The 21092-nt window shown below is 57.3% G+C and carries 17 protein-coding genes and 3 pseudogenes; 9 read left to right on the top strand and 11 right to left on the bottom strand.

Annotated features, from left to right (window positions below):
* Positions 1-208: 208 nt before the first annotated feature.
* From PMI18_RS14580 to PMI18_RS30375, 8 genes and pseudogenes are all read right to left on the bottom strand, one after another.
* Entirely contained in the window at positions 209-1399 is a 1191-nt protein-coding gene (locus tag PMI18_RS14580) for an STY4528 family pathogenicity island replication protein (RefSeq protein WP_007900991.1), read from the bottom strand.
* A complete protein-coding gene (locus tag PMI18_RS14585; RefSeq protein WP_007900990.1) occupies positions 1396-1944 on the bottom strand; it encodes a DUF2857 domain-containing protein in 549 nt (182 codons plus the stop codon). Before PMI18_RS14585 ends, PMI18_RS14580 begins: the two co-directional genes overlap by 4 nt.
* Positions 1941-3527 (bottom strand): ParB family protein, encoded by a 1587-nt coding sequence (locus PMI18_RS14590; protein ID WP_007900989.1) that lies wholly within the window; start codon positions 3525-3527, stop codon positions 1941-1943. The genes PMI18_RS14585 and PMI18_RS14590 overlap by 4 nt, the downstream gene beginning before the upstream one ends.
* A gap of 14 nt (positions 3528-3541) precedes the next feature.
* Positions 3542-3751 (bottom strand): hypothetical protein, encoded by a 210-nt coding sequence (locus tag PMI18_RS14595; RefSeq protein ID WP_007900988.1) that lies wholly within the window; start codon positions 3749-3751, stop codon positions 3542-3544.
* Between the two features lie 82 nt (positions 3752-3833).
* The gene (locus PMI18_RS14600) at positions 3834-4676 is read right to left on the bottom strand and encodes a ParA family protein (RefSeq protein WP_007900987.1); all 843 of its coding nucleotides are present in this window, start codon (positions 4674-4676) and stop codon (positions 3834-3836) included.
* Between the two features lie 4 nt (positions 4677-4680).
* The gene (locus PMI18_RS14605) at positions 4681-4911 is read right to left on the bottom strand and encodes an AlpA family transcriptional regulator (RefSeq protein ID WP_007900985.1); all 231 of its coding nucleotides are present in this window, start codon (positions 4909-4911) and stop codon (positions 4681-4683) included.
* Positions 4912-5023: 112 nt separating this feature from the next.
* Positions 5024-5773, bottom strand: a complete 750-nt coding sequence (locus PMI18_RS14610) for a hypothetical protein (RefSeq protein ID WP_007900984.1) — start codon at positions 5771-5773, stop codon at positions 5024-5026.
* A gap of 811 nt (positions 5774-6584) precedes the next feature.
* A pseudogene (locus PMI18_RS30375) lies at positions 6585-7189 on the bottom strand (IS66 family transposase); the annotation flags it as partial.
* An 814-nt stretch (positions 7190-8003) separates the two neighbouring features.
* On the opposite strand from PMI18_RS30375, the gene PMI18_RS30370 reads away from it, so the two are divergent.
* The 7 genes and pseudogenes from PMI18_RS30370 (at position 8004) to PMI18_RS14640 (ending at position 15346) form a co-directional block, all read left to right on the top strand.
* A complete protein-coding gene (locus PMI18_RS30370; protein WP_007900975.1) occupies positions 8004-8300 on the top strand; it encodes a hypothetical protein in 297 nt (98 codons plus the stop codon).
* A gap of 129 nt (positions 8301-8429) precedes the next feature.
* Complete coding sequence (locus PMI18_RS14620; protein ID WP_007900972.1) at positions 8430-10085, top strand: sugar ABC transporter ATP-binding protein; 1656 nt, start codon at positions 8430-8432, stop codon at positions 10083-10085.
* Positions 10082-11092, top strand: coding sequence for an ABC transporter permease (locus tag PMI18_RS14625; protein WP_007900970.1), 1011 nt, complete (start codon positions 10082-10084; stop codon positions 11090-11092). The genes PMI18_RS14620 and PMI18_RS14625 overlap by 4 nt, the downstream gene beginning before the upstream one ends.
* 87 nt (positions 11093-11179) lie before the next feature.
* Entirely contained in the window at positions 11180-12118 is a 939-nt protein-coding gene (locus PMI18_RS14630) for a sugar ABC transporter substrate-binding protein (RefSeq protein WP_007900968.1), read from the top strand.
* Between the two features lie 34 nt (positions 12119-12152).
* Positions 12153-12327, top strand: a pseudogene (locus PMI18_RS31335) (inositol 2-dehydrogenase); the annotation flags it as partial.
* Between the two features lie 506 nt (positions 12328-12833).
* Positions 12834-14060, top strand: a complete 1227-nt coding sequence (locus tag PMI18_RS14635) for a maltoporin (protein ID WP_007900967.1) — start codon at positions 12834-12836, stop codon at positions 14058-14060.
* Between the two features lie 428 nt (positions 14061-14488).
* Positions 14489-15346, top strand: a complete 858-nt coding sequence (locus PMI18_RS14640) for a MurR/RpiR family transcriptional regulator (RefSeq protein WP_007900964.1) — start codon at positions 14489-14491, stop codon at positions 15344-15346.
* Between the two features lie 173 nt (positions 15347-15519).
* Here PMI18_RS14640 and PMI18_RS31930 read toward each other — a convergent pair whose 3' ends face one another.
* Positions 15520-16308: a methyl-accepting chemotaxis protein gene (locus PMI18_RS31930; protein ID WP_443200872.1), complete on the bottom strand. Its 789-nt coding sequence runs from the start codon at positions 16306-16308 to the stop codon at positions 15520-15522.
* A 66-nt stretch (positions 16309-16374) separates the two neighbouring features.
* Positions 16375-17145 (bottom strand): annotated as a pseudogene (locus PMI18_RS31925) (MCP four helix bundle domain-containing protein); the annotation flags it as partial.
* 529 nt (positions 17146-17674) lie between these two features.
* Here PMI18_RS31925 and PMI18_RS14650 point away from each other — a divergent pair.
* Positions 17675-18586 (top strand): sugar ABC transporter substrate-binding protein, encoded by a 912-nt coding sequence (locus PMI18_RS14650; protein WP_007900960.1) that lies wholly within the window; start codon positions 17675-17677, stop codon positions 18584-18586.
* A 134-nt stretch (positions 18587-18720) separates the two neighbouring features.
* Here PMI18_RS14650 and PMI18_RS14655 read toward each other — a convergent pair whose 3' ends face one another.
* Entirely contained in the window at positions 18721-19743 is a 1023-nt protein-coding gene (locus PMI18_RS14655; protein ID WP_050548147.1) for a LacI family DNA-binding transcriptional regulator, read from the bottom strand.
* Between the two features lie 389 nt (positions 19744-20132).
* Here PMI18_RS14655 and PMI18_RS14660 point away from each other — a divergent pair, with 389 nt between their 5' ends.
* The gene (locus PMI18_RS14660; RefSeq protein ID WP_007900954.1) at positions 20133-21074 is read left to right on the top strand and encodes a sugar phosphate isomerase/epimerase family protein; all 942 of its coding nucleotides are present in this window, start codon (positions 20133-20135) and stop codon (positions 21072-21074) included.
* Positions 21075-21092: the final 18 nt, after the last annotated feature.

Below are 21092 nucleotides of genomic sequence, written 5' to 3'. Positions count from 1 at the left end.
TGTCCTCGCATTGGCTTGGACGGGAACGTTGCGACAGATGAGGGTCAAGGGCAGCCAAAAAGCTGAATGCGGTCTGTTCGGTTTGAGAGGGTTAATTTCGGAGACGTTCGTGAGTGATGCCGATGGCTGTATCGGTCGGATTGCGCAGATTCGGCCCTTTGCGATCCCACAGTAGAGCTCAGTAGATTTGATGCCACTGGCATCAAATCTACTGACGTCCAGGGCGTTTGCCGCGCAGTTGGCGTAGCTCATTCAGACACGCTTGGGCGAGAGCGGAGGCGGGTTCGCCCTGTTTTCGGGACGGACGTGACGGTGCTGTGGGGGGCGGCTCTGCAACGGGTGAGGGCGCTGTCTGACCTGCCCAAGGACGAAAGTCGCCGTTCAGTGCGCGTTGGATCAGACCCATCAGATACGCCGCTGGCTTGCGGATACCTCCAGCCGTACAGCGTGCACCCGCTTCGTTGAGCACCGCTTGACGATCCGCGGGTTTGAGCTTGTTCAGCGCCACGGCGACGGCCTGATGCTCGCTTGGACTCAGGTGCAGCGGATCGGGCCAGTGCAGGTTATCCACCGCCGGGGTCGCGCGCGGTACAGTACAAGTACTTTCTTTTAATACAGTACAGGCGGCGTTCGGATTCCGAACTGCGCCGGAAACATTGGCGTTCAGACCCGGTTCGGAATCCGAACGAGGGCCTGCACGATTCCGAACGAGGTGATCTTCCCCCAGTTCGGAATCGTGCATGGTGGCGTCGATTGCCTGATCCAATCCTTGCTGCATCCAGTGTTCGCCCCAACTATCGAGCCGTGTGGGTAGCTGACCTAAATCGATACGAGTGTCCTGGCGAACTTCTTCCAGAACATGCTGAGCGACAATGCGTACAGCCTTGGTCGCATGACCGAGGGCATGTCCGACCAGCTCGAGGTAATCCTGATCCAGTTCCATGGCTTCGGCGGGGGTTAACGGCTCATCGTGCAGGACGTACAGAGAACCTTGCAGGCGTCCGCTGAGCTGATCGCGCCCGCGACTCACCAAGCTAAGCCAGCGCGTCAGTCTGAGCATGGTCAAGACGCGAGCGATGGTTTCACGGGAGGCTGACGCACCGTAGGGCACGCTCGACAGGTAAGGCTGCAAATCTTCATAGCGCGGTGTGACCACGCCTTGACCTTGCAGCATGAGTCGAAACACTTGCCAGGCATTACGTTCCAATGGCGTCAGTCGATGATCCAACAGCAGCCGACGCGGCACGACTTCGTGTGATTGGCCACTGAACAGAAAGCCCGCTTGTAGAGCCTGGTTGGAGGGATGTTCAGTGGTAGGGCGTGCGGGCCAGCGTTCACTCAGCTGCTGGGTGCATTGCTGCAGGACACGCTGCCAGCGACTGGAAGGGGCAGTGTTCATGTTCCATTGCTGTACTGGTCAATCTGCTGCCAAACGATGGTCAAGCTGATCTGTTGTTCTTCGGCCAGCATCATCATGGCGTCGAGCTGATCCTCGGTACCGTCTTGAGCGCGTAGCTGGCACCATCGCTGCCAGAGGGCATGTTCCTGTGCTTCGCTCAAATGCTGAGGGCGGCCCTTGCGGGTTTCTATCTTGAGCAGACGGCGGCGCAGGGCGGTTTCCGAATGCGCCAAGCCGAAGCACTGGTACATGATGGTGCTGCTGGCGCCGAGCTTGAGCGCGCGGTTGATCAAGCGCTCGTTCTGCTCGTCGCGTTCGGCTTGCTCGATCAACCGATGCAGCACCGGCGAGTCGATCTTGACCTCGACCCAAGACACTGTGGCATGGGCCAGGCGCGACAGCGTGGTGGGCGGTAAGGATTGCAACAGGTAGATGTCGTCCTCACCCAGTCCGAGTGCTTTGCAGCGTTGCAGATTACCCAGGCGCAGCTCATGCAGTACCTGAGTCAGCATGGCCTGGTTGAGCACATTGAAGGACAGGTTCATGGCAGCTCCTTCGGTGAGTCATCTTCAGGGGTAAGCGTTAAGTCGATCAGGCGACGGGCCAGTCGGATGAGGCGATACAGTTTGATTAACAGACTGTCGGGCAGTCGCTCCAGTCCCACATCCATGGCGGGACGATCTGTGAGCGGAAGTTGGTAAACCCCCAGCAACAGCTGGCCGAACAGGGCGGAGGGCAGTTGCTTGCGATCCTCCCAGTTCACTTCATCTTGAGCGCGCAGCAGGGCCATGAGCAGTAGGTGAACGCCGGTTGCGCGAGGCGCTGCAAGATCAACTCGCTCGATGTTCAGGGCGAAGCCCAAGCCAAGCTGCTGATCGATAATGCTCTCGGGATGTCCGGCATAGGCCGCCATTTCCCGTGCCAGTCCGGCGATGGCTAAACGCAGTTGTTCGGGGCAATCCAGTGCTGGTGCAATGGTCCAGATGTCGTTGGTCGTGCAGCCCTCGACGCTCGGTGCTGTTTCGGTGGCGGTTTCGCGATCGATCTGCTCGCGAATCTGTTGAACGCGTGACGGAGGGCTGACCGCCGATGCGACATTCGTTTCGGGCGGTGTGAGCAGCTCCTCTCGCGCTGTTTCGGTCTGGGTTCTGGTCTCAGTTGATTTGGGATGAGACACGGAGGAGGGCGGTCCTGCCGCCGCTTCATCAACGCTCGGCAGATGGCTGTTCTCCGAGGGCGTGGTGACGACAACGCCAGGCGTCGAGATGACCCGTTGGGTATCGCTCAATTCCAGGGCCAACATACGGTAGGACTGTCCGAGTAAGCGGCTCATGCGTTCGAGCAGTTCATCCTGGATTTGCTCAAGATCGAAGGACTCGGGTTCGGTATCGAAGTAGCCCAGGGTGTCGAACCAAAACTCGGTGAACGCAACGGTGGCGGTTGGATAACGGTTCCAGGTTCGCTCTGCCTGGCTACGCAGAGCGATCAGGCGTTCGATTTGGGGCTTACCTAGTCCGGCATACAGCGTTTGCGGAATGGCGGGCAGTAGGTGTTCGAGGGTGTCGAGCATCCGGCTGATGTGCGACTGCGAAATGGGATAGCCTCCAGCGGCAAGACGTCGTGCCAGCTCCCGTTGCGAGAGCACAGCTCCCTCCGGTTCGAGCATGGATTTGAGTTTGGCTACGGCCAAAGCACGTTCAATGAAGGTGAGTTGGCCGTGCAGATCGCTTTCGGCCAGATGGCCAAGTAGGGCGCTGATTTCATTGGTCCAAGGTCGGAACAGGCAATGAATGCGAAAGAAACGCTCGTCGCGGGTTTCCTGCCACAGCTCGCCGAGAATCGCCAAGCGCGTATTACCGCCGTTGCGGATGATGAAAGAGGTTTCTCCGGGGCGGCGGGTAATCGGCGGTGGTTGATCCAGCCCACGTTCACGGATAGACGCCTTTATATCGTCATACAGCGGATTACGAATGAAGCGCGGGTTGTGTTCGTAGGGCCGCAACTGCTCCAGAGTGACCAGCATGGGTGTGTCAGTGAGCGGATCGGACAGCCGCTCCAGCTCTGGGCCGCGAGGGAAGTGGTCCTGGTGCAGCTTGTCGGTGATCTGCTCCTGACTGAGCTTCTTCATCTGAACAGCCTCACTTAACGCCGGTTGCGCAAATGGTCACCGACCTCGAACTTGACGATCTCGGCAGTCCCCGAACCTTCGAAGTGTCGGGAAAGTTCTGCGAGGAACCACCCCATGGCCGAGCGCCCACCCTGCAGGCGAAAGACCACGGTGCAGTATTCCTCGCAAGGTGGGTGGTGTATTCGAATGGATGGCTGAACGATGATGGGCAGTTGATCCAACATCACAAGACTCCTTGCCAAACGCTGTTGACATCAAGGTTGATAAAAAATGACTTGGCGAGAAATGCCGGCTCGGTGGTTCGTCTCATCGAATCTCCGCGCATCTGCTCACCGTAGAGATCGCTTCGCGCCATTCCGGAAACAACTCGATGGCCAGCGCTTGCATGGTTTCCAGCGCTGATGGCGAGCGTCGTTCCCGTGACCGGCGTGTCTCTATTCGGTGGACCGGTAGGCCGAGTGAAGCGGCATTGAGATAAGCCACTCGGTCTGGAACGACGGTGTCTAGAACCGAGATGTTGGTAGCCCCAGCGAAGGTCTCGCGCAGGCCACGGACGATCATTCGTGTGTCTACCCGGATGCTATTTACCTGGTTCAGCAGCAGTCGCAACGGTGGCGGTGTAATGCCCAGGTGACGGAATGGTTCGAGTTCACTCAGCAGCTTCAAAGTGCCACGCTGCAGTTCGCGGGCGGCGAGCATTTCCGGGGTGATGGGAGAGAGGGCGAGGTCGGAGGCCAGGATGGCCATCTCCAGCAGCACGCTGCGTGCGCCCTGGGTGTCGATCAAAAGCACGTCATAGTTGGGACGGAAATTGCCCAGCAAATTGCGCAGCCGTAATCGCCCGTCAGGGGCATGCAGCAGCAAGGTGCTCAGTCGGCCTTGATCGTCGTTGGAGAGGATCAGGTCGAGCCCTGCGATCACTGTCTTGGAAACAATCTGTGCAGGAGTTGTGAGGTTGAGTGCGATGAACTCGTACGCACCTGCCTCAGCCTTCTGGCTCAAGGTGTAATAGCTGGAGAGGGTGGGTTGGCTATCTAGATCGAGCAACAGGACGCGCAGGCCAGCATCCGCCAGTAGACCACCGAGGTTGGCCGCCACAGTGGTTTTACCCACGCCCCCTTTGGTGGAAATCACCGATACCACGCGCATGGCGTTAGACCTGTTGCGCCAAGCGCTCGGTGACCCACTGCTCTATTTCCAGCGAGTCCCAGCCGACTGCACGCAACCCAATGCGTTTAGCCCGAGGGAATTTACCTTCCTTCATCAGATTGTAGATGTGCGCCCGCTTGAAGCCGGTTTTCCGCTCCACTTCGTCACGCCGCATAATGTGGCGTTCGATCTGTGGTCGAGCTGTTTCATCGTTGGGGGAGGGTTGGCTGGACATGCTGGTCATTCCTGGCGTCGATTGGCGCGTGGTGGGAAGTGACCTGAATTGAATAGCAGAAATGGGTGAGAGTCATTGCACTGCAATTGGGCCGATTGCAGTGCAATATGACTCAGCGCTTGGAGAGGCTGCGCTTAGCGGTGGCGAATTTCTCATCTAGGGTGCGCTTGGAAATGCCAGACAGGTTTTTATGGTGAGCGGTCAGTGCGTCGACAATGGCGGCTTGGGATCGGAAAACAGAATGAGGTTTTCCCGAGGGAGAGTGACCTAGAAACAGACTGACCATTGCGCCGATGATGTGGAGATAAGCTGTTTCGCTCCGGTCGCTGACTTTGCTATTGGTCTTGAGCAGATGATGGATGTTTTCCTTTTCCAACCCGACAGCCTCGAGTTCATTTAGCAGTTGTTGATAGGCTGTTTCTATATTCTTTACCTGTAGCTGCAAGGCATCCCGGTCGGCTTGTAAGGCCAGATAGGTACCGATGCTAATAGCTCCATGTTGGTCCAATGATTGTTCGAAAAGAAAAGCTGGTCTTTGTTCAGGGTGGAAGCGTGACATCCAAAGTTTGAGATCGGTATGGCGGATGGTTATCTGGAGGTAATCGACGTGAGTCCCAATGGCGACCGGTATACCTAGGCAGCCATAGGGTAGTTCTCCATGTTGGATAGCATCCAAAATTTTCTCAGTGTTGGCATGTAGACACGGCCATTGTGGAAAGGCAGATCCGAGCGTAGTAAGTGAGTTCCAGGCGACCTCAAGAATTTGCGCTTCGTAGGCCATTAGGTTGCACCAACGTATTGCCGCATCGACGGGACGATAAAATACCTTGGCGTACGGATTACAGCTTTGGGTCGCATACATGCTGAAAAGCCTCCTAAACATCCGGCCTCCCAAAAACCAATCGAATGAAGCCTTCATGCATGGAGCATTCATGCTGTGTCTAACATGGCTTATTCAAAAGGCCCCATGTTTAGCTAACTGACGCTCCAAATTGCTGGGTAAGGTCGAAATTTTTTCCAGATTTACCTAAGGTATCGATCATCGTGACATCGATATCTACTAGCTTCGAATTCCACCTGGACAATCTGCTCGATGAAGCGCCCATTCATCAATGGCACGACTCGCCCTCTGTTGGTATTACATGGCGCGGACGTCCTGCATCGCGCGCCCAATATAATGCGCTCGACAATATTCTCGGCGGTGATGTCTATAGGGGTGAGATGCAGTTCTTCAGCAAACACGGCGAACAGTGCAGGTGACGTAGTTCCATGTCGCATCCCTTGCATCTGGTATGGGTAGTAGGCGCTGTCAAAAGTTTCTGTGCCAATGCCAGAGTTCTTCCTTCGTCGCGGTCATGAAAATTGGGTAACCCCCCAAAACTTTCATACACGAGTGCAAATGCTCTGGCCACCAGGCGTTTGGTAGTACTCGATTCGATGTGGATCGAGGCTTGGACGAAGGCCGCAATTCACTATTGTGACGCTCGGCCTAGCCGAACGGGTAACCCGCACAATCAATCTTACGATAACTCAGCAAACGACTGGATGTCATTGCACAAGTTGGCCATGATATTGTTCAAATCAGCCATGTGGCTTGGCGTTGGTTCCAGGCTCATACCAACCATGCCAGATATCGTACACAGCGACCTTGTCGCGTTGGGATACCGACAGCATCCGAGTTCGAAGTAGGTCTTGTAGCCGCCGAAATCGTCGTAGACTAGCTTGCCCTTCCAGTCTTGCAGGAAGGACGGGCGTGTTCTCTGGCGCGGCTGGGGCTGAAGTCGTAAACGACCGCTGCCAAGTCCGAGAACTGGCTGGTGACATAGGCCCATACATCGGTGCGATGGGTTTTCTTCGCGCCCGGCGTGAGCATCTGTATCGGCGTTTCATTGGCGTGGATTACGCCATGTTTGAGGATCGCATCAGGCAGCGCATTGACCAACGGCTGCAACTGAACACCACCGTTAGCGACTCAAGGTTTTTGCCGAGCCTCGGTCAACACGGGAGCGGGTTTCAGCACCTCAAGCTCGGCTTCGATGGCCGCGATGTCAGTATCAATCAGCTCATCGAGCAGGCTAACTTGATCCGGACTTAATTGCTCGCTGCGTTTAGCAAACTTGAAGTGCTTGAGCAGCGCGATCACATGGGCCAGTTTCTCGTTGACCGATTTCTGATGGTGGATTTGCTTGTCCATCATCTCGACGCGCTGCATCAATTACGTAGCCAGAGCGCGCAGTTGTTCAGGGTTCAGTTGGTTGAGATTTTGAAGCGAAGTCATGCCGCCGTTTTTGCCAGAGAGGGCTTTGGGCGGCGATAGACTGATGCGCCAATTGCGCTGGAAAGCTGGTCACCTTACTTCCCGAGAGTTTCGACGACTACGTCAGCGATACCAATCCGGTGCGCGTAGTCGACGTTCGTCAACGAACTCGATTATAGAAGTCCTCACTCAAGGGGGCGGTCGTTGTGAGTTGGCTGGCGGATAATGCAGCGGCGTTACCGCTTTTCTCCGCGACATACTGTGATGATCCTCGTCGATTCAATCTGGCTCGCCCGAGCCGATATACATGCGTGCGGGCACTGACACCGCGCCGACGCAGGTAGTGGCTGGGGTTCGGTGTGGCGAAGCCGCACTGTACTTATCTATTTGCCAACCGCTGCAAGAATGCCAAGCCCACCATGCGGTTTTTGCATACGCGGATCGTAAGGCGGCCGAGTAGGGCAATGTAGGTGGTCGATTATTTGGAAAATATTTCTAAAATTGGTTGAAATAGAAAAAAGATTCCAATAAAGTGGATTCTAAGGTTGACGACCATGCCCCTCTTGGCCTCCCAGGATGGGAGCCAACAACAATAATAAGTAGGTAGCGTCGATGAACAGATCATTCCCTCTCAGGGCCAGGTCCCTGCAGTCTCGCCTCTTCATCATGGCTTTGCAGTCAGGTATCGAGTGCCACTCCCGCATCCCAGCTGTCGCTAGTGCCCCGATTCGCTCAGGGCCGGCCGCGCGCAATGCGGTGCTATCCGGAATTCACGAATAACAGCCAGATGGCTTTTGGGCCTCCCACTGCGGCCCTTTTTTCTTCGGAGGCTGTGATGAGCGTATGCATCGGTATCGATCGTCATCGGGTCGGCGAGCGGACGTTGACCTACGAACAGCCCAGCTCATCACTGCAATCCCAAGAAAGCGGCAAGCTCGATGGCGGTTTCGTCCCGGTGGACTTCGCCATGAGCGGCGCGTACCGGGTGAAGACCCTCGACGAATTGCACGGCGTACAGACGGACGCCCGGCAGCAGACGGTTTCCACCCTGATCGATATCAAGTGCTGCCCAAGACCATTATCCAGGTACCCCATTGTGGTGGCGGGTCGGTGGTGCCGAGGTCTCCGTTAGCGAACGCATCGCCGTGGTGTCGCGGATGCTCAAGGAGAACACTGGCAAGGCCCGCCAGTACTGATTGGCAACAGGCTCGCAGCGCAGCACGCGTAGCGGTTTTCGAACAAGAACAAGAGGAAACAGATCATGACATCGAGTATCGGAGCGACAGACAGGGGGCACGGCCGTCCCCGCGATAGCGACGGCTTAGTACCGGACTCGGTCAGGGCTGGTAGCTTTGGTCAGCTGGACGTCGAGTCCCGTGTGGCCGCAGCGCACGGCAGCAGCGACGAGCTGGTTCTGGAGATGCGTGGCATCAGCAAATCCTTTCCCGGCGTCAAGGCGCTGGACGGCGTCAATCTCAAGGTGCGCAAAGGCACCGTGCATGTGCTGTGCGGGGAAAACGGCGCCGGCAAGTCCACGCTGATGAAGATCCTCAGCGGCGAGTACAGCGTCGATGCGGGAGAGATCTATTTCAAGGGCGAGCGCCTGAACCTGCAGGACACCCGCGCCGCTCTGGAGATGGGTATTGCCATGATCCATCAGGAGCTCAGCCCGGTTCTCGAAATGACTATCGCCGAGAATGTCTTCCTCGGCCGCGAGCCGGTGTGGGGCAGCGGCCATGGTTTCTCACCCCTGAATCTACTGGTGGACTTCGGCGGCATGATCGACGAAACCCAGAAGCTGCTCGACCGCCTCGGCCTCAAGTACCGGGCCGAACAGAAAATGGGCGAACTCAGCGTGGCTGGCATGCAGTTGATCGAGATCGCCAAGGCGATTTCGCGCAACGCCTCGCTGGTGATCATGGACGAGCCCACCTCGGCGATCAGCGACACCGAGGTGACGATGCTGTTCAGCCAGATCGCCGATCTCAAGGCCAATGGCGTGGCAATCATCTACATTTCGCACAAGATGGACGAGATTTTTCAGATCGCCGACGACATCAGCATCATCCGCGATGGCCAGCACGTGGACTCCAACGTCGCCAGTGCCTACGACGAGGGCAAGCTGATCTCGCTCATGGTGGGGCGTACCATTTCCAACATCTTTCCGAAAGACGCGGTCGACATCGGTCCGGTCGTGCTGTCGGTTCGCCACGCCACGCGCAACGGTGTCTTCCGCGATATCAGCTTCGACGTGCGCCAGGGCGAGATTCTCGGCCTGGCCGGCCTCATCGGCGCCGGGCGGACGGAAGTCGTGCGCGCGATCTTCGGTCTCGATGCCCTCGATACCGGGGAAGTCCTGTTGAACGGGCGCGCGCTGAAGGTCGACTCGCCGGCCGAGGCGATCCGCAACGGCATCGCCATGGTTTCCGAGGACCGCAAAGGCGAGGGACTAGTGCTTTGTCGTTCCGTGCAGGAAAACATTTCCATGGCTAGCCTCGTGCAGTTTTCGCCGCACTACCTGCTCGATTTGAAGAAGGAAACTGCAGCCGGGAAGCGGATGCGCGATCTCCTGCAAATCAAGACGGCCAGCCTGGACACCACCATCGAAAACCTCAGCGGTGGAAATCAACAGAAGATCGCCATCGCCAAATGGCTGCTCGGCGATCTGAAGGTGCTGATCCTCGATGAGCCGACGCGCGGCATCGACGTCGGGGCGAAATCCGAGATTCACAAACTCATGAGCCAATTCGCCAAGCAGGGCCTGGCGATCATCATGATTTCTTCGGAGCTGCCAGAGGTTCTCGGCATGAGTGATCGCGTTCTGGTCATGCGCGAAGGCGAGATGACCGGCGAGTTGAGCCGCAAGGACGCCACCCAGGAAAACATTATGGCCTTGGCCACGGGAGCACATCAATGACTGCCAAAGTTCAGGGAATCACCGCAACCGGTGACAACATCCTCGAGCGAATCCGAGACATGGGATTTGCCGGAATCTACAGAAAATACGGAACAATCCTGATATTCGCAGGCATCTTCATTCTCGCATCGCTTTTGAATGAAACCTTTTTGACCACCGGTAACCTGACCAACGTGTTGCGTCAGGTTGTGGTGATCAGCCTGCTTGCCTGCGGGGTGCACTTTGTCATCACCCTCGGGCATATCGACGTCTCCCTCGGATCCGTCGTGGCGCTGACTGGAACCATTGCCGCCAGTGTCATGTCGCTCACTCAGAATTTGTATCTGGCGCTCGCTGCAGGGATTCTGGTGGGCATCCTCGCGGGTCTGATAAACGGCTTGGTCGTCACCTATTTCAAGATCCCTTCGTTCATCATGACCTTGGCCATGACGACCGTGGCGCGCGGCGCCATTCTGCTCTACACCGCGGGTGTGCCGATCAGCAATCTTGGCGATGACTTCCAGATCATCGGCCAGGGCAATATCGGCCCCGTCCCGATCTCCGTGCTGATCCTGGTCGTGGCAATTCTGCTCTGTTGGGTATTGCTGCACCGCACCCGCTTCGGTCGCCACGTCTATGCCGTGGGCGGCAATCCGAAAGCCGCGGTGGCGTCGGGTATAAACAGCGACAGCATCATTCGCAAGGCCTTCATCATCAACGGCGTCCTGGCCGGCGTCGCCGGGATCGTGCTGATGTCACGCATTAATTCCGGCCAGCCGGCCGCGGGCGTGGGCTATGAGTTCGATGCGATCACCGCGGTCGTGGTCGGCGGAACCAGTCTGATGGGCGGGACCGGCTCCATGATGGGCACGGTCATCGGCTCGATGATCATCGGGGTGATCAACAACATCCTGAACCTGATGAACGTCAGTTCCTACTGGCAGCAGATTATCAAGGGTTTGATCATTGCCGTCGCAGTGATTCTGGACGTCAAGACGAAATCTTCGGGTAAAGGCAAGAAGGCTTGAGTGCAGTAACTGGATTGGCAGCAATTCCGTGCAGTCGGGTTGCCGTGTCCATTTGAGCTACCCCTTTAAACAACAAGAGAGACGATCATGAAGAAACTGACCCAGCTACTTTCGATGTGTGCCGTTGCGGTTGCGATCGGTGCCGGAGCCTTTGCGCTCCCTGGTACCTCCGACGCGCAGAGCAAGAAAATCGTCGTCGGTTATACCAATCTGCAAGACACCGACGTATTCACCATGAGCCGCAAGACCGAATTCAGCGCTTCTGCCAAGACGGATCCCGATGTGCTTGTCCGCTTTGCCGACGCCAATGGCGACATCAGCAAGCAGCTCGACCAGATCGACAATTTCATCGCTCAGGAAGTCGACGTGATCGTCGTGGTGCCGGTCGATTACCACGGCATCGTGTCGGGTGTGAAGAAAGCCAACAAGGCCGGTATTCCGGTGATCGCCCTTGGCATCGAATCGGCCGGCGGAGATTACACCTTCGTCGGTTCGAAAAACCTCGATGCGGGCCGCCTGCAAGGTGAGTTCATGTCCAAGAATCTGCCCAGGAACGCCGAGATCCTTTATCTCCAGGGCGAGCCCGGTCTCTACCACTCCACGGAGCGCCTCGATGGCTTCACCAAAGCCATGGCGGCGCGCGATGACGTCAAGCTACTGGGCAATCTGCCTGGCAACTACGACCGCGCCGGCGGCATGAAGGTCACCGAAGACTGGATCCAGCGTTTCCCGAAATTCGACGCCATCATTGCCGCCAATGACCAGATGGCCCTGGGTGCCCTGCAGGCGCTCAAGGCCGCCGGGCGCAAGGGCGTGATGATTTCCGGTATCGACGGCACCAAGGATGCACTCGCCGCGATCGAAGCCGGCGAAATGACCCAGTCGATCTTCCAGAACGCCAAGGGCCAGGCGCAGGCGGCCTTCGAGGTCGTCGAGATGATCAAGAAGGGCGAGACACCGCCCAAAGAGAAACTGGTGGCCTTCGAATCAATCGTCAAGGACAACGTCACCAACTATCGCAACTGAAGCGCACCCTAGGCACGGCGTTTCACCGGTGCATTTCGTCGTCGCCTATGACGTTGAACGGCAAGCGTTCATCGACGGTGTGCAGGACCGGTCGGATCAGCGGCCCGGCCTGGAACGGTTACGCCGCGACGGTGGCGGTGGATGCCTGTGGCGAGGTACAGCTCAGTGGCGCGGTACCGATCAGCATGCCGGCCCGTCCGGTGTTCTATCGCCCTGATCGCCACGACTTACCCGGAATACCTGAAATTCGACGGTATCGCCATGGTCGCGGTCTTTGGCCAGGAAGAGCGAGCTGACGAATCGAGCCGCTTCATGCTCGAAAAGTGCGCAGCGAACTGCTCGGCTGATGGGCATGCCAGCCTTCCTCATCCGGCGTTTCGCATCACATTAACTCGCAGGGGGGCAAAGACGGAACTCTCGCCGGCGACCTCATGGACGGGAGGAGGAAAAATTCGAAATCCGTCTCCCAAGGAGGGAGGGGAGAAGAAGGGCGTCGCTACCAATAGCTGTGCATACCTCGATTAACTAATTCCACCAGGCCAAAACAGCACGGCGCAGTGCCATGTCCGAACGGTCGCGACAGCGATCTTTTCGATGTGCGCACAGCGCCGTAGGGGAGCCTTTTGCCCGGAAAAAAGCAGGGGGTGTTTGTTCCAGGAGTGGTTCGACGTTTTCGCAAAAAACCATCAGCAAAACAAAAACAATGAGGGTTGATATGAGAGTTACGACTAAATTGAGTGCGGCGTTTACTCTGGGTTGCCTGATGCTGCCTTCGGCGCAGGCATTGGAGACCGATGGTTATTTCCGCACCGGCCTGGGGGCTTCTTCCGGTTCGCAAGCGCAGAGCTGTTTCAAGTTAGAGGGAGCGTTGTCGAAATACCGACTGGGCAACGAGTGCGAACAGTTGGCCGAGATCGGCATGAAACAGGACTTCTTCCAGTTGGACGACGGTTCCAAGGTCGGTGTGTATGGCATGGTCCAGCTCTTCAACGAGTACGACCATACGCCGACCTTCCAGAACGAGCATGGCCGCACCTACCTGCCGCAGATCTATGGCTACTGGAACAACCTGGAGGCGCTCAATGGCGGAAACTTGTGGGCGGGACGGCGCTACTACAAAAAACGCTCCATCGGTATGAGTGACTTCTCCTACTGGAACCAGAGCGCCACCGGTGGCGGTTTGGAGGATGTGCTGATCGGCGGCCTGAAGTACAGCTACGCCTTCTCGCGCAAGGACAATTTCGACCAGAAGGAATTCATCAATCGCCATGACTTCAACGTCGCCGGCTTCCAGACCAACCCCAACGGCGAGCTCGAACTGGGCCTGAGCTACATCGACAAACCCGAGCATATCGAGGGCGCCTACAGTGGTTGGTCGGTGAGCGCGCAACATAAGCAAAAGGATTTTCTCGGCTACGGCGGTACCAATACTTTCGCCTTGCAGTATGGCCCCGGTCCCGGTACCGCGCTGGGCTCCACCGGTGACGTGATGCTGGATAAGGATTCCAAGCGCTACCGCCTGGTCGAGTATTTCGAGATGCAGTTCACGTCGCGTTTCGGCAGCCAGTTCCAGGTGGTCTACCAGAAGGACCAGCGGCCGAACGAGGATGACCAGAACTGGCTGTCGGTCGGGGTGCGTCCGGCCTATAGCTTCAGCGACGACTTCAAGCTACAGGGCGATGTCGGTTATGACCAGGTCGAAGCCACCGGTGGCACTCGCCGTTTGACCAAATTCACCATCGCGCCGACCTGGACACCCGCCGCGCCGGGGATCTGGAACCGCCCGGAAATCCGCCTGTTCTATACCTATGCGCGCTGGAATCAGGCAGCCCAGGATGCGGCCAGCGAGTTCGATCCCGGCTCGGCGCTTTCGGACAGCGGCTCATTTGGCAGCAGCAGACATGGTTCGACCCTGGGCCTGCAAGTCGAACATAGCTGGTAATGCATCATCTGCTCGCCATTCGAACTCCCGCGACGAGTTCGAATGGCGTAGCGGGACAACCCAGGTTGCTCCGCAGTGAGTCAAAGCAAGCGAGGACGTATTGAACGATCGTCCTCGACTGTTTCCCCAAAGCCTATTCAGGCGCAGTTATTTATCCCCTTTATCTACAAGCCCGGCCTCAGGAGTGCGCCTGTCGCTACAGCGCCAGCACCCATTGGAAGTTGGTTGTCAGGCGCTGGAGCAGGGTGGCATTGTTGATCCGACCGGAAAACCAGCCGACTGCGGCCAAGGCAGATCCGAGAGACGATTGCTCTTATGGGTTGTCGGTGTAAGTGCCCGGCAACTGGATTGATGTGTTTATAATGGAATGAAATTTCCATCTCAATGCTGCGCAGAAAATCTGCGAGTTCGTGCGATCAGGGGGAGCAATGCAAGCATCCGTACCGGCGACCTTGGATGAGTTACGTGAACAGATCACCCTGCGCTACGACAGTCTGAGCAAGCGGCTCAAGCAGGTCGGCCGCTTCGTCCTGGATTATCCCGACGATGTGGCGCTGGAGACCGTGGTGGTGATCGCCGAGCGTTCCGCAGTGCAGCCGTCGGCTTTGATCCGCTTTGCCCAGGCGTTCGGCTACAGCGGTTTCAGCGACATGCAGGGGGTATTCCAGGCGGAGCTGATGCACGGCAAGACAAATTACCGCGAGCGTATTCGCCTGTTTCGCGAGGGCGAGGAAGACATCGACGCCGAGCAACCGATCAGTGTCCTGCGAGCCTTCGCCAGCGCCGACATGGCTGCCCTGGAACAACTGCCAGCGGCGGTGGATGTTCAGGCCTTCACTAAGGCGGTAGAGCTGTTGGCCGGCGCCCCTGGCATTCTGGTGGCCGGCCAGCGCCGCTCCTTTCCGGTCGCTGCCTACCTGGCTTATGCCCTGAGCCACCTCGACCACCCGGTAAGGCTGCTCGACGGTCTGGGCGGCATGCTCAAAGAGCAGGTGCGCAGCGCCGGTCGTCAGGACGTGCTTGTGGCCATCAGCTTCTCGCCCTACGCCCCGGAAACCCGCGAAGTGATCGAGTTGGCTCGCCAGCGCGGTCTGCGCGTCATCGCCCTGACCGACAGCCCGCTCAGCCCCTTGGTGCAGCAGGCCGACGTCTGGTTCGATGTGCGTGACGCCGAAGTGCAGGGCTTCCGCACCCTCAACGCGACCCTGTGCCTAGCGCAGTCGCTGGCAGTGGCGGCGGGCTATCGACTGGAACGGTTGCTGGCGCAGGCTGTAGATAGTGCATGACGGTGCGCTTGCTTGCGGTCGAAGGCGCAGTGGGCGAATCTTCTGAGACGTCGAGATCGTATATCTTTGGTATCCGGGAAAAACCTCTCCCCGTGGTTCAGCTGCAAGCAAAGTCGGACAGCACCTTCATCTTCGTCAAAACCCGTACGCAGAAAAGGATGCAGTGGTTCATCTTAAATTTTGAAGCGTCCTACCAGTCGATTCAGATTGATCGCCAAATTGGACATTTCGCCACAAGCGATGGCCGTTTCACTGGCCCCCGCTGCGCACAGGGTAGAGAACTCCCGAATGCTCGTCAGGTTCCGATCGACTTCATGGGCCGCCTGCGCCTGCTCCTCGGAAGCGGTGGCGATCAACAAATTCCGCTCGTTGATCTGGGTGATGGCCTCAGCGATCTGTCTGAGCGAAACGTCCGCATTCTGCGCAACAACGATGGAATTACTCGCCATGTCGGTACTCGTGCTCATTGCACTCACGGCCTGCGCTGAGTCGCTTTGAATCGCGATAATCATCTGTTCGATTTCCTGAGTCGACTGCTGGGTGCGATGCGCGAGCGCTCTCACCTCGTCGGCCACCACCGCGAACCCGCGCCCTTGCTCACCAGCTCGTGCCGCCTCGATCGCCGCGTTGAGCGCGAGCAGATTGGTCTGTTCCGCAATGGCGCGAATCACCTCTACCACTTTGCTGATGCCCTGCGCCCCGGTTGACAACGCCTTGACCTGTTCGCCGGTGCTGGCCACGTTACCGGCAAGCCCTTCGATGGCCTTCAACGTCTGGGCTAGGTTTTCAATACCGGTGCGGGTGAATTCCTGGGTTTTTCGGGAAGTTTTAGAGGCGGCTTCGGCATTCCGAGCGACCTCATCCACCGCCGCGCTCATCTCGGTCATGGCGGTGGCAGCCTGATTGACTTCGTCGTTCTGCTCGATCAGTCCTCTGCTGGCTTCTTCAATCTCGACGGTCATTTCTCCTGACGCCGAGGCCAGCTGAGTGGCGGTGTCGGCAATGTGCGCGATCGTTTCACGCAGGTTTGTCTGCATCTTCGCCAATGCACTGAGCAGGCGCCCAACCTCATCGCGACCGTTCAATTTTATATCTCTGGAAAGGTCACTGGAGGCGATGTGCTCAACCACTGCCAATGCGTCGATGATCGGTGCGGTGATGCTGCGGGTCAGCAGAATGGCCAGCACCATGGTGAGCAATACGGTGATGGCTACCAGTCCGATCACTAGCTTCTTGCCGTTGGAGTGGGCAGCAGAAGCATAGATACCAGCATCTTTGACCCCTTGATCGTTATAGGCCGCGAGGTTACTTATCTGGCCCTCCAATGTGTTGGTCAAGGGTCGAATGTTGGTGTTGATCAGCGTCACTGCGGCGGCGTTGTCACCAGAACGAAGCAGCGGTTCGAGTGCGTCCAGTTCCTTGGCATAATCATCGGCCGTGGCTCGCACGGCCAAGTACAGCGCACGCTCGTCTTCGTCCGTAATAAAGGGTTCATAACGACTGACAGCATCAAAGAAGGTGCTGCGATAACCGCTGAATGCGGCTACTGTTTTCTGTCTCAGTTGCGGGTCCGACGTGATGGTGGCCCGCAGGCTTTCCAGGCGCAAGCGCAAAGCGCCCGCGTTCATGAGATCTGTCTGGCGGATGCTCGCTATCCAGTTTGTTTCGACGTCCTGCCCGGACTCACGAAGCTTATCCATTTGCAATGCAGCAACACTCCCCAGTACGAAAACCACCAAAACGATAAGAGAGAAAAATACCGCGACCCTTGGAGCGACGTTTATTGTTCTGAGATTCATGGTTTTTTCGCCTTCCAGCACTGACGGATTGTTGAGGCGTTGGCAATTGCCCGCGGTATTGGCTAGCCCCGAGCGTGCTAAATTTCAGGCCGACGCATGGCTTCACCATCACCGTAAGCTGCATTTTTTGGAGAGATGGTTGATCACAAGTGGCAAGGCGCGTGTCCCGTGACTTAAGTGGGCGGCCCTTTTTCTGAGGTCGTGATTGTATGCAGGGGTTGTCACAGCGGTACTATTGATTCCGCCAAGTTATATTGCCAAAGCGCCAGGTCGGCTTAAACACTGTTAGTGCCAATCACTAACAAGCGGCTCGCGGTAGGAATGACAGTTACCTTCCTCTTCCTTCCTCTTCCTCTTCGGCGCTGGAGCGTGGGAATTCGGCAATGGGTTGGCCGGTCCGCATGGCATCGCACTGGAGATAAAAAATTCTATGGATTATTGATATGGAATAATTATTCCATTAGTCTGAGTTTCACAGCCCATCGTTCCGGCTTCTCCCGTCTCCCACAATAAAAAAGGATCACATGACATGAGGCATTTTCTCGGCTGCCTATGCGCACTGCTGCTGTCCGTTTCCGCCCACGCCGAACTGCGCATTGGCGTGACGGTGGGCCAGTTCGACAACTACATTTCCTACTTGGTGAAAGCCATGCAGGATCACGCCAAACAGGTCCCGGGGGGGATCAGCCTGCAAGTGGAAGACTCCGGCAGCGACGTGGTGCGGCAACTGAGCCAGGTCGAAAGCTTTATCAGTCAGAAGGTCGATGCGATCATCGTCAACCCGGCGGATACCGCCGCTACCCGCCAGATCAGCGAGAAGGTCATGGCCGCCGGTATTCCACTGGTCTATATGAACAGCCGTCCAGAAGTTGACAGCTTGCCAGCCGGAGTAGTGTTCGTCGGCACCGACGAGCGTGCCATCGGCCGGATGCAAATGCAGTACCTGGCCGAAAAAATGGGTGGCAAAGGTAACCTCGCGGTTATTCTCGGGCGCCTCACACATAGCGACACCGGCAAACGCACCAGTGGGGTCAAAGATGTACTCGCCAAGTACCCGCAGATCAAGATCGTCGAAGAGCAGTCCGGCGACTGGCAGCGGGAAAAAGGCATGGACCTGATGAACGAATGGCTGACCAAGGGCCAGCGTATTGATGCGGTGGCCGCCAACAACGACGAAATGGGTATCGGCGCTGCCATGGCTCTGCGCCAGGCCGGGTCTGACGACATCCTGGTTGGCGGTATTGACGGCACATCGGATGGCTTACTCGCACTGAAGAAAGGCCAGCTCACTGTCAGTGTCTTCCGCGATCCGGTGGCAATTGGCGCGGGCTCTCTCGACGCTGCGTTAAAGCTGGTCAAACAGCAGGAACTGCAAGGCGATCTGTGGGTGCCGACCCAACTGATCACCCAGGAAAATTACGCAGAGTTTCAGCGTCAGTAGGTATCCACCCTCGCTAACATCGGTGTGTGAGCACGTCCAAGCTACGCAGCGGGCTTTGAATTTCTTCGGTCAAGTGCGACTCCAGTCCTTCAATGGTGTTTAGCGTTCGTAGGCCAGTTCAGTGGTTAGAGCCCTCAGATGTTCTCTGCACTGATGATGTCGAAGGGCAGCAGCAGGGATGCCGATCCATTTTGCCGGGAGTCCGCAGTGCGAGTCATTGTCTCCATCAGTGTGCGAGCCAATTGCTCGCAGCGGATGGACAGGACTACATCCACGACGCCTTCGACCAGTGCGCTGCGGGTGACTTCGGTCAGTTCATGGCAGACCACGACGATGTCGCGCGCACGGCCACTCTCCTTGAGTGCCTCCACTACGCCCTCCATTCCACCGCCGCTGACGTAAAGGCCCACCAGGTCCGGGTGCCCGGCAAGTAGGGCATGGGTTGCTTCTGCTGCGCGCTGGGCATCCTCGTAAACCAGGCGCGGTTCCAGTACCTGAAAATCATTGCAGTGCTCTCGGATATAGGAGCGGAAGCTTATTTCGCATAGTTCCTGGCAAAGGAAGCGATGATCACCTATCAGCATGCCGATCTTGCCGGTGCGCCGGCTCAAGCCTGCCACTGCCCAGGCGGCAGTACGTCCGGCCTTGCGGTTATCCAGACCGATATAGCCGGCGCGATGGGTTGCGGTAAGGTCGGTGATCAGGGCGTAGACCGGAATGCCGCGTCCGTAGAGGGTGTCGATCGCTTGGTTGATAGCCGGATGATCAACGCTCACCAGGGCGATGGCATCGAAGCGCTCGCCGAGTTCCAGCAAGGTTTCGGCGACTTGGGTTGGAGGTCGATCGTCGAGAAAGAATACCTCGGAGTCTCCGCGGACTCCGGGTACTGAAATGCTCATCAATGTGAGAGCGGCTGCAAGCATCTGATAAAAAGGTGAAGAGCTGCGTAAAAGAACAAATGCAATTTTCCTGATGTTAGACCTATCATTCTCTTGATAGATGTCATCCAGGCTTTTGAGTTTCCCCAAAGCGAAGCCTAGTCTTTTCGCGGCTTCCAGCACCTTCTTTTCCGTGCCCGAGCGCACGGGCGCCCTTTTATTTAATACGCGGTCAACGGTCGCGATTGCCACGCCCGCCTCGCGTGCAACGTCTGACATTGTTGGTGTGATCCTTGACATCAAAAAATTCTCCGATAATCTGAGTTGAGTCTCTCAAAAATAATCACAAAAAGATAGAAATATATCATTATAACTGACGCCATCACTGTCAGCCGCAAGATGATATATGAACGAGGTCCAGCATGGTGCTTGCCACTCCCGCTCCACCGTTCGCCCCCATTCTCTCTCTGTGCAGTCATTGCTCATTCGCAGCTCTATTGCTTCGCGATTTCTCTCGATCCAGCCCTCGCGGTACCGGTTCAAAAAGGCCGCTGTCATTCGTGACGACGGTCGCTTCTGGTTGCCGGCAGTCGGGTGGGTAGCAGGGCTGCGCTCGTTCCATTTTCCCTATTGTTCAAGCAAGGCGGCAAAGCCGCGGAGTACTGGTAATGAAGCTTTCTTATGTAACCGACAGTCTCGGGCATCTGCCCTTCGAAGCAATGCTCGACCGGGTGGCGCAGATGGGCGTCACGGCAGTGGAGATGACCACCGGGGGCTGGTCAGGCGCGCCGCACCTACGGATGAATGAACTGCTGGAAAGCGCGGAGAAACGTAACGCGTTCCTCGGCGCCCTGGAGAGTCGTGGCATTGAACTGTGCGCTCTCAACGTTTCCGGTAACCCCTTGGACCCGGGCGCCCTTGGGGCCAAACACCGAGATGATACCGAGCGTACCTTAGAGCTCGCTGAAGCTCTCGGGGTGAAGAAGATCATCATGATGAGTGGGCTTCCACCCGCTTGCGCCGAAGACCGAGTGCCGAACTGGATCAGCTACACCGTGAGCTGGCCACCCGTGCTCAAGGACTATCTGAACTACCAGTGGAATGACGTCGCCATCCCTTACTGGCACAAGCTGGTGGATAAGGCCGGTGGTTGCGGGGTGGAAAAAATAGCCCTGGAAAACTTCAGCAGCATGCTGGTGTACAACCCCGAGACACTATTCCGGCTGCGGGATGCAGTGGGTCCTCTGGTGGGCCTGAACCTTGACCCCAGCCACCTGTTCTGGATGGGCGCGGACCCCATTGCCGCTGCCCGCGCTTTGGGGCCGGCGATCCATCACGTGCATGGCAAAGACTCGCGCCTGGAGCGCGGCCTGGTGGATATCAACGGCGTCATGGAAACCAAGGAAGTCACCGATACGGTGGCCCGCGCCTGGAACTACGTGGCGGTTGGCTGTGGCCATGATTTGCAGTGGTGGCGCGAGTTCTTCTCGGTGGTGCGCATGCTCGGCTACGACGGGCATGTATCTCTAGAGATGGAAGACCTGACCATGAGCGTAGACGCGGGCATTCGTACATCTATCGACGCCCTTAAACAGACCATCAGCCAGTAACCGCCCAAGCGGTTTTCT

Source organism: Pseudomonas sp. GM102 (genome assembly GCF_000282555.1).
Classification (GTDB): Bacteria; Pseudomonadota; Gammaproteobacteria; order Pseudomonadales; family Pseudomonadaceae; genus Aquipseudomonas.
The sequence above is the reverse complement of the archived record's forward strand: the minus strand, read 5'-3'. Positions and strand labels throughout refer to the sequence as shown.

Bases quoted from the DNA above. Each gene is read 5' to 3' on its own strand.
- PMI18_RS14580 (WP_007900991.1), bottom strand. From the start codon at position 1,399: ATGAACACTGCCCCTTCCAGTCGCTGGCAGCGTGTCCTGCAGCAATGC.
- PMI18_RS14585 (WP_007900990.1), bottom strand. From the start codon at position 1,944: ATGAACCTGTCCTTCAATGTGCTCAACCAGGCCATGCTGACTCAGGTA.
- PMI18_RS14590 (WP_007900989.1), bottom strand. From the start codon at position 3,527: ATGAAGAAGCTCAGTCAGGAGCAGATCACCGACAAGCTGCACCAGGAC.
- PMI18_RS14595 (WP_007900988.1), bottom strand. From the start codon at position 3,751: ATGTTGGATCAACTGCCCATCATCGTTCAGCCATCCATTCGAATACAC.
- PMI18_RS14600 (WP_007900987.1), bottom strand. From the start codon at position 4,676: ATGCGCGTGGTATCGGTGATTTCCACCAAAGGGGGCGTGGGTAAAACC.
- PMI18_RS14605 (WP_007900985.1), bottom strand. From the start codon at position 4,911: ATGTCCAGCCAACCCTCCCCCAACGATGAAACAGCTCGACCACAGATC.
- PMI18_RS14610 (WP_007900984.1), bottom strand. From the start codon at position 5,773: ATGTATGCGACCCAAAGCTGTAATCCGTACGCCAAGGTATTTTATCGT.
- PMI18_RS30370 (WP_007900975.1), top strand. From the start codon at position 8,004: ATGAGCGTATGCATCGGTATCGATCGTCATCGGGTCGGCGAGCGGACG.
- PMI18_RS14620 (WP_007900972.1), top strand. From the start codon at position 8,430: ATGACATCGAGTATCGGAGCGACAGACAGGGGGCACGGCCGTCCCCGC.
- PMI18_RS14625 (WP_007900970.1), top strand. From the start codon at position 10,082: ATGACTGCCAAAGTTCAGGGAATCACCGCAACCGGTGACAACATCCTC.
- PMI18_RS14630 (WP_007900968.1), top strand. From the start codon at position 11,180: ATGAAGAAACTGACCCAGCTACTTTCGATGTGTGCCGTTGCGGTTGCG.
- PMI18_RS14635 (WP_007900967.1), top strand. From the start codon at position 12,834: ATGAGAGTTACGACTAAATTGAGTGCGGCGTTTACTCTGGGTTGCCTG.
- PMI18_RS14640 (WP_007900964.1), top strand. From the start codon at position 14,489: ATGCAAGCATCCGTACCGGCGACCTTGGATGAGTTACGTGAACAGATC.
- PMI18_RS31930 (WP_443200872.1), bottom strand. From the start codon at position 16,308: ATGACCGTCGAGATTGAAGAAGCCAGCAGAGGACTGATCGAGCAGAAC.
- PMI18_RS14650 (WP_007900960.1), top strand. From the start codon at position 17,675: ATGAGGCATTTTCTCGGCTGCCTATGCGCACTGCTGCTGTCCGTTTCC.
- PMI18_RS14655 (WP_050548147.1), bottom strand. From the start codon at position 19,743: ATGTCAGACGTTGCACGCGAGGCGGGCGTGGCAATCGCGACCGTTGAC.
- PMI18_RS14660 (WP_007900954.1), top strand. From the start codon at position 20,133: ATGAAGCTTTCTTATGTAACCGACAGTCTCGGGCATCTGCCCTTCGAA.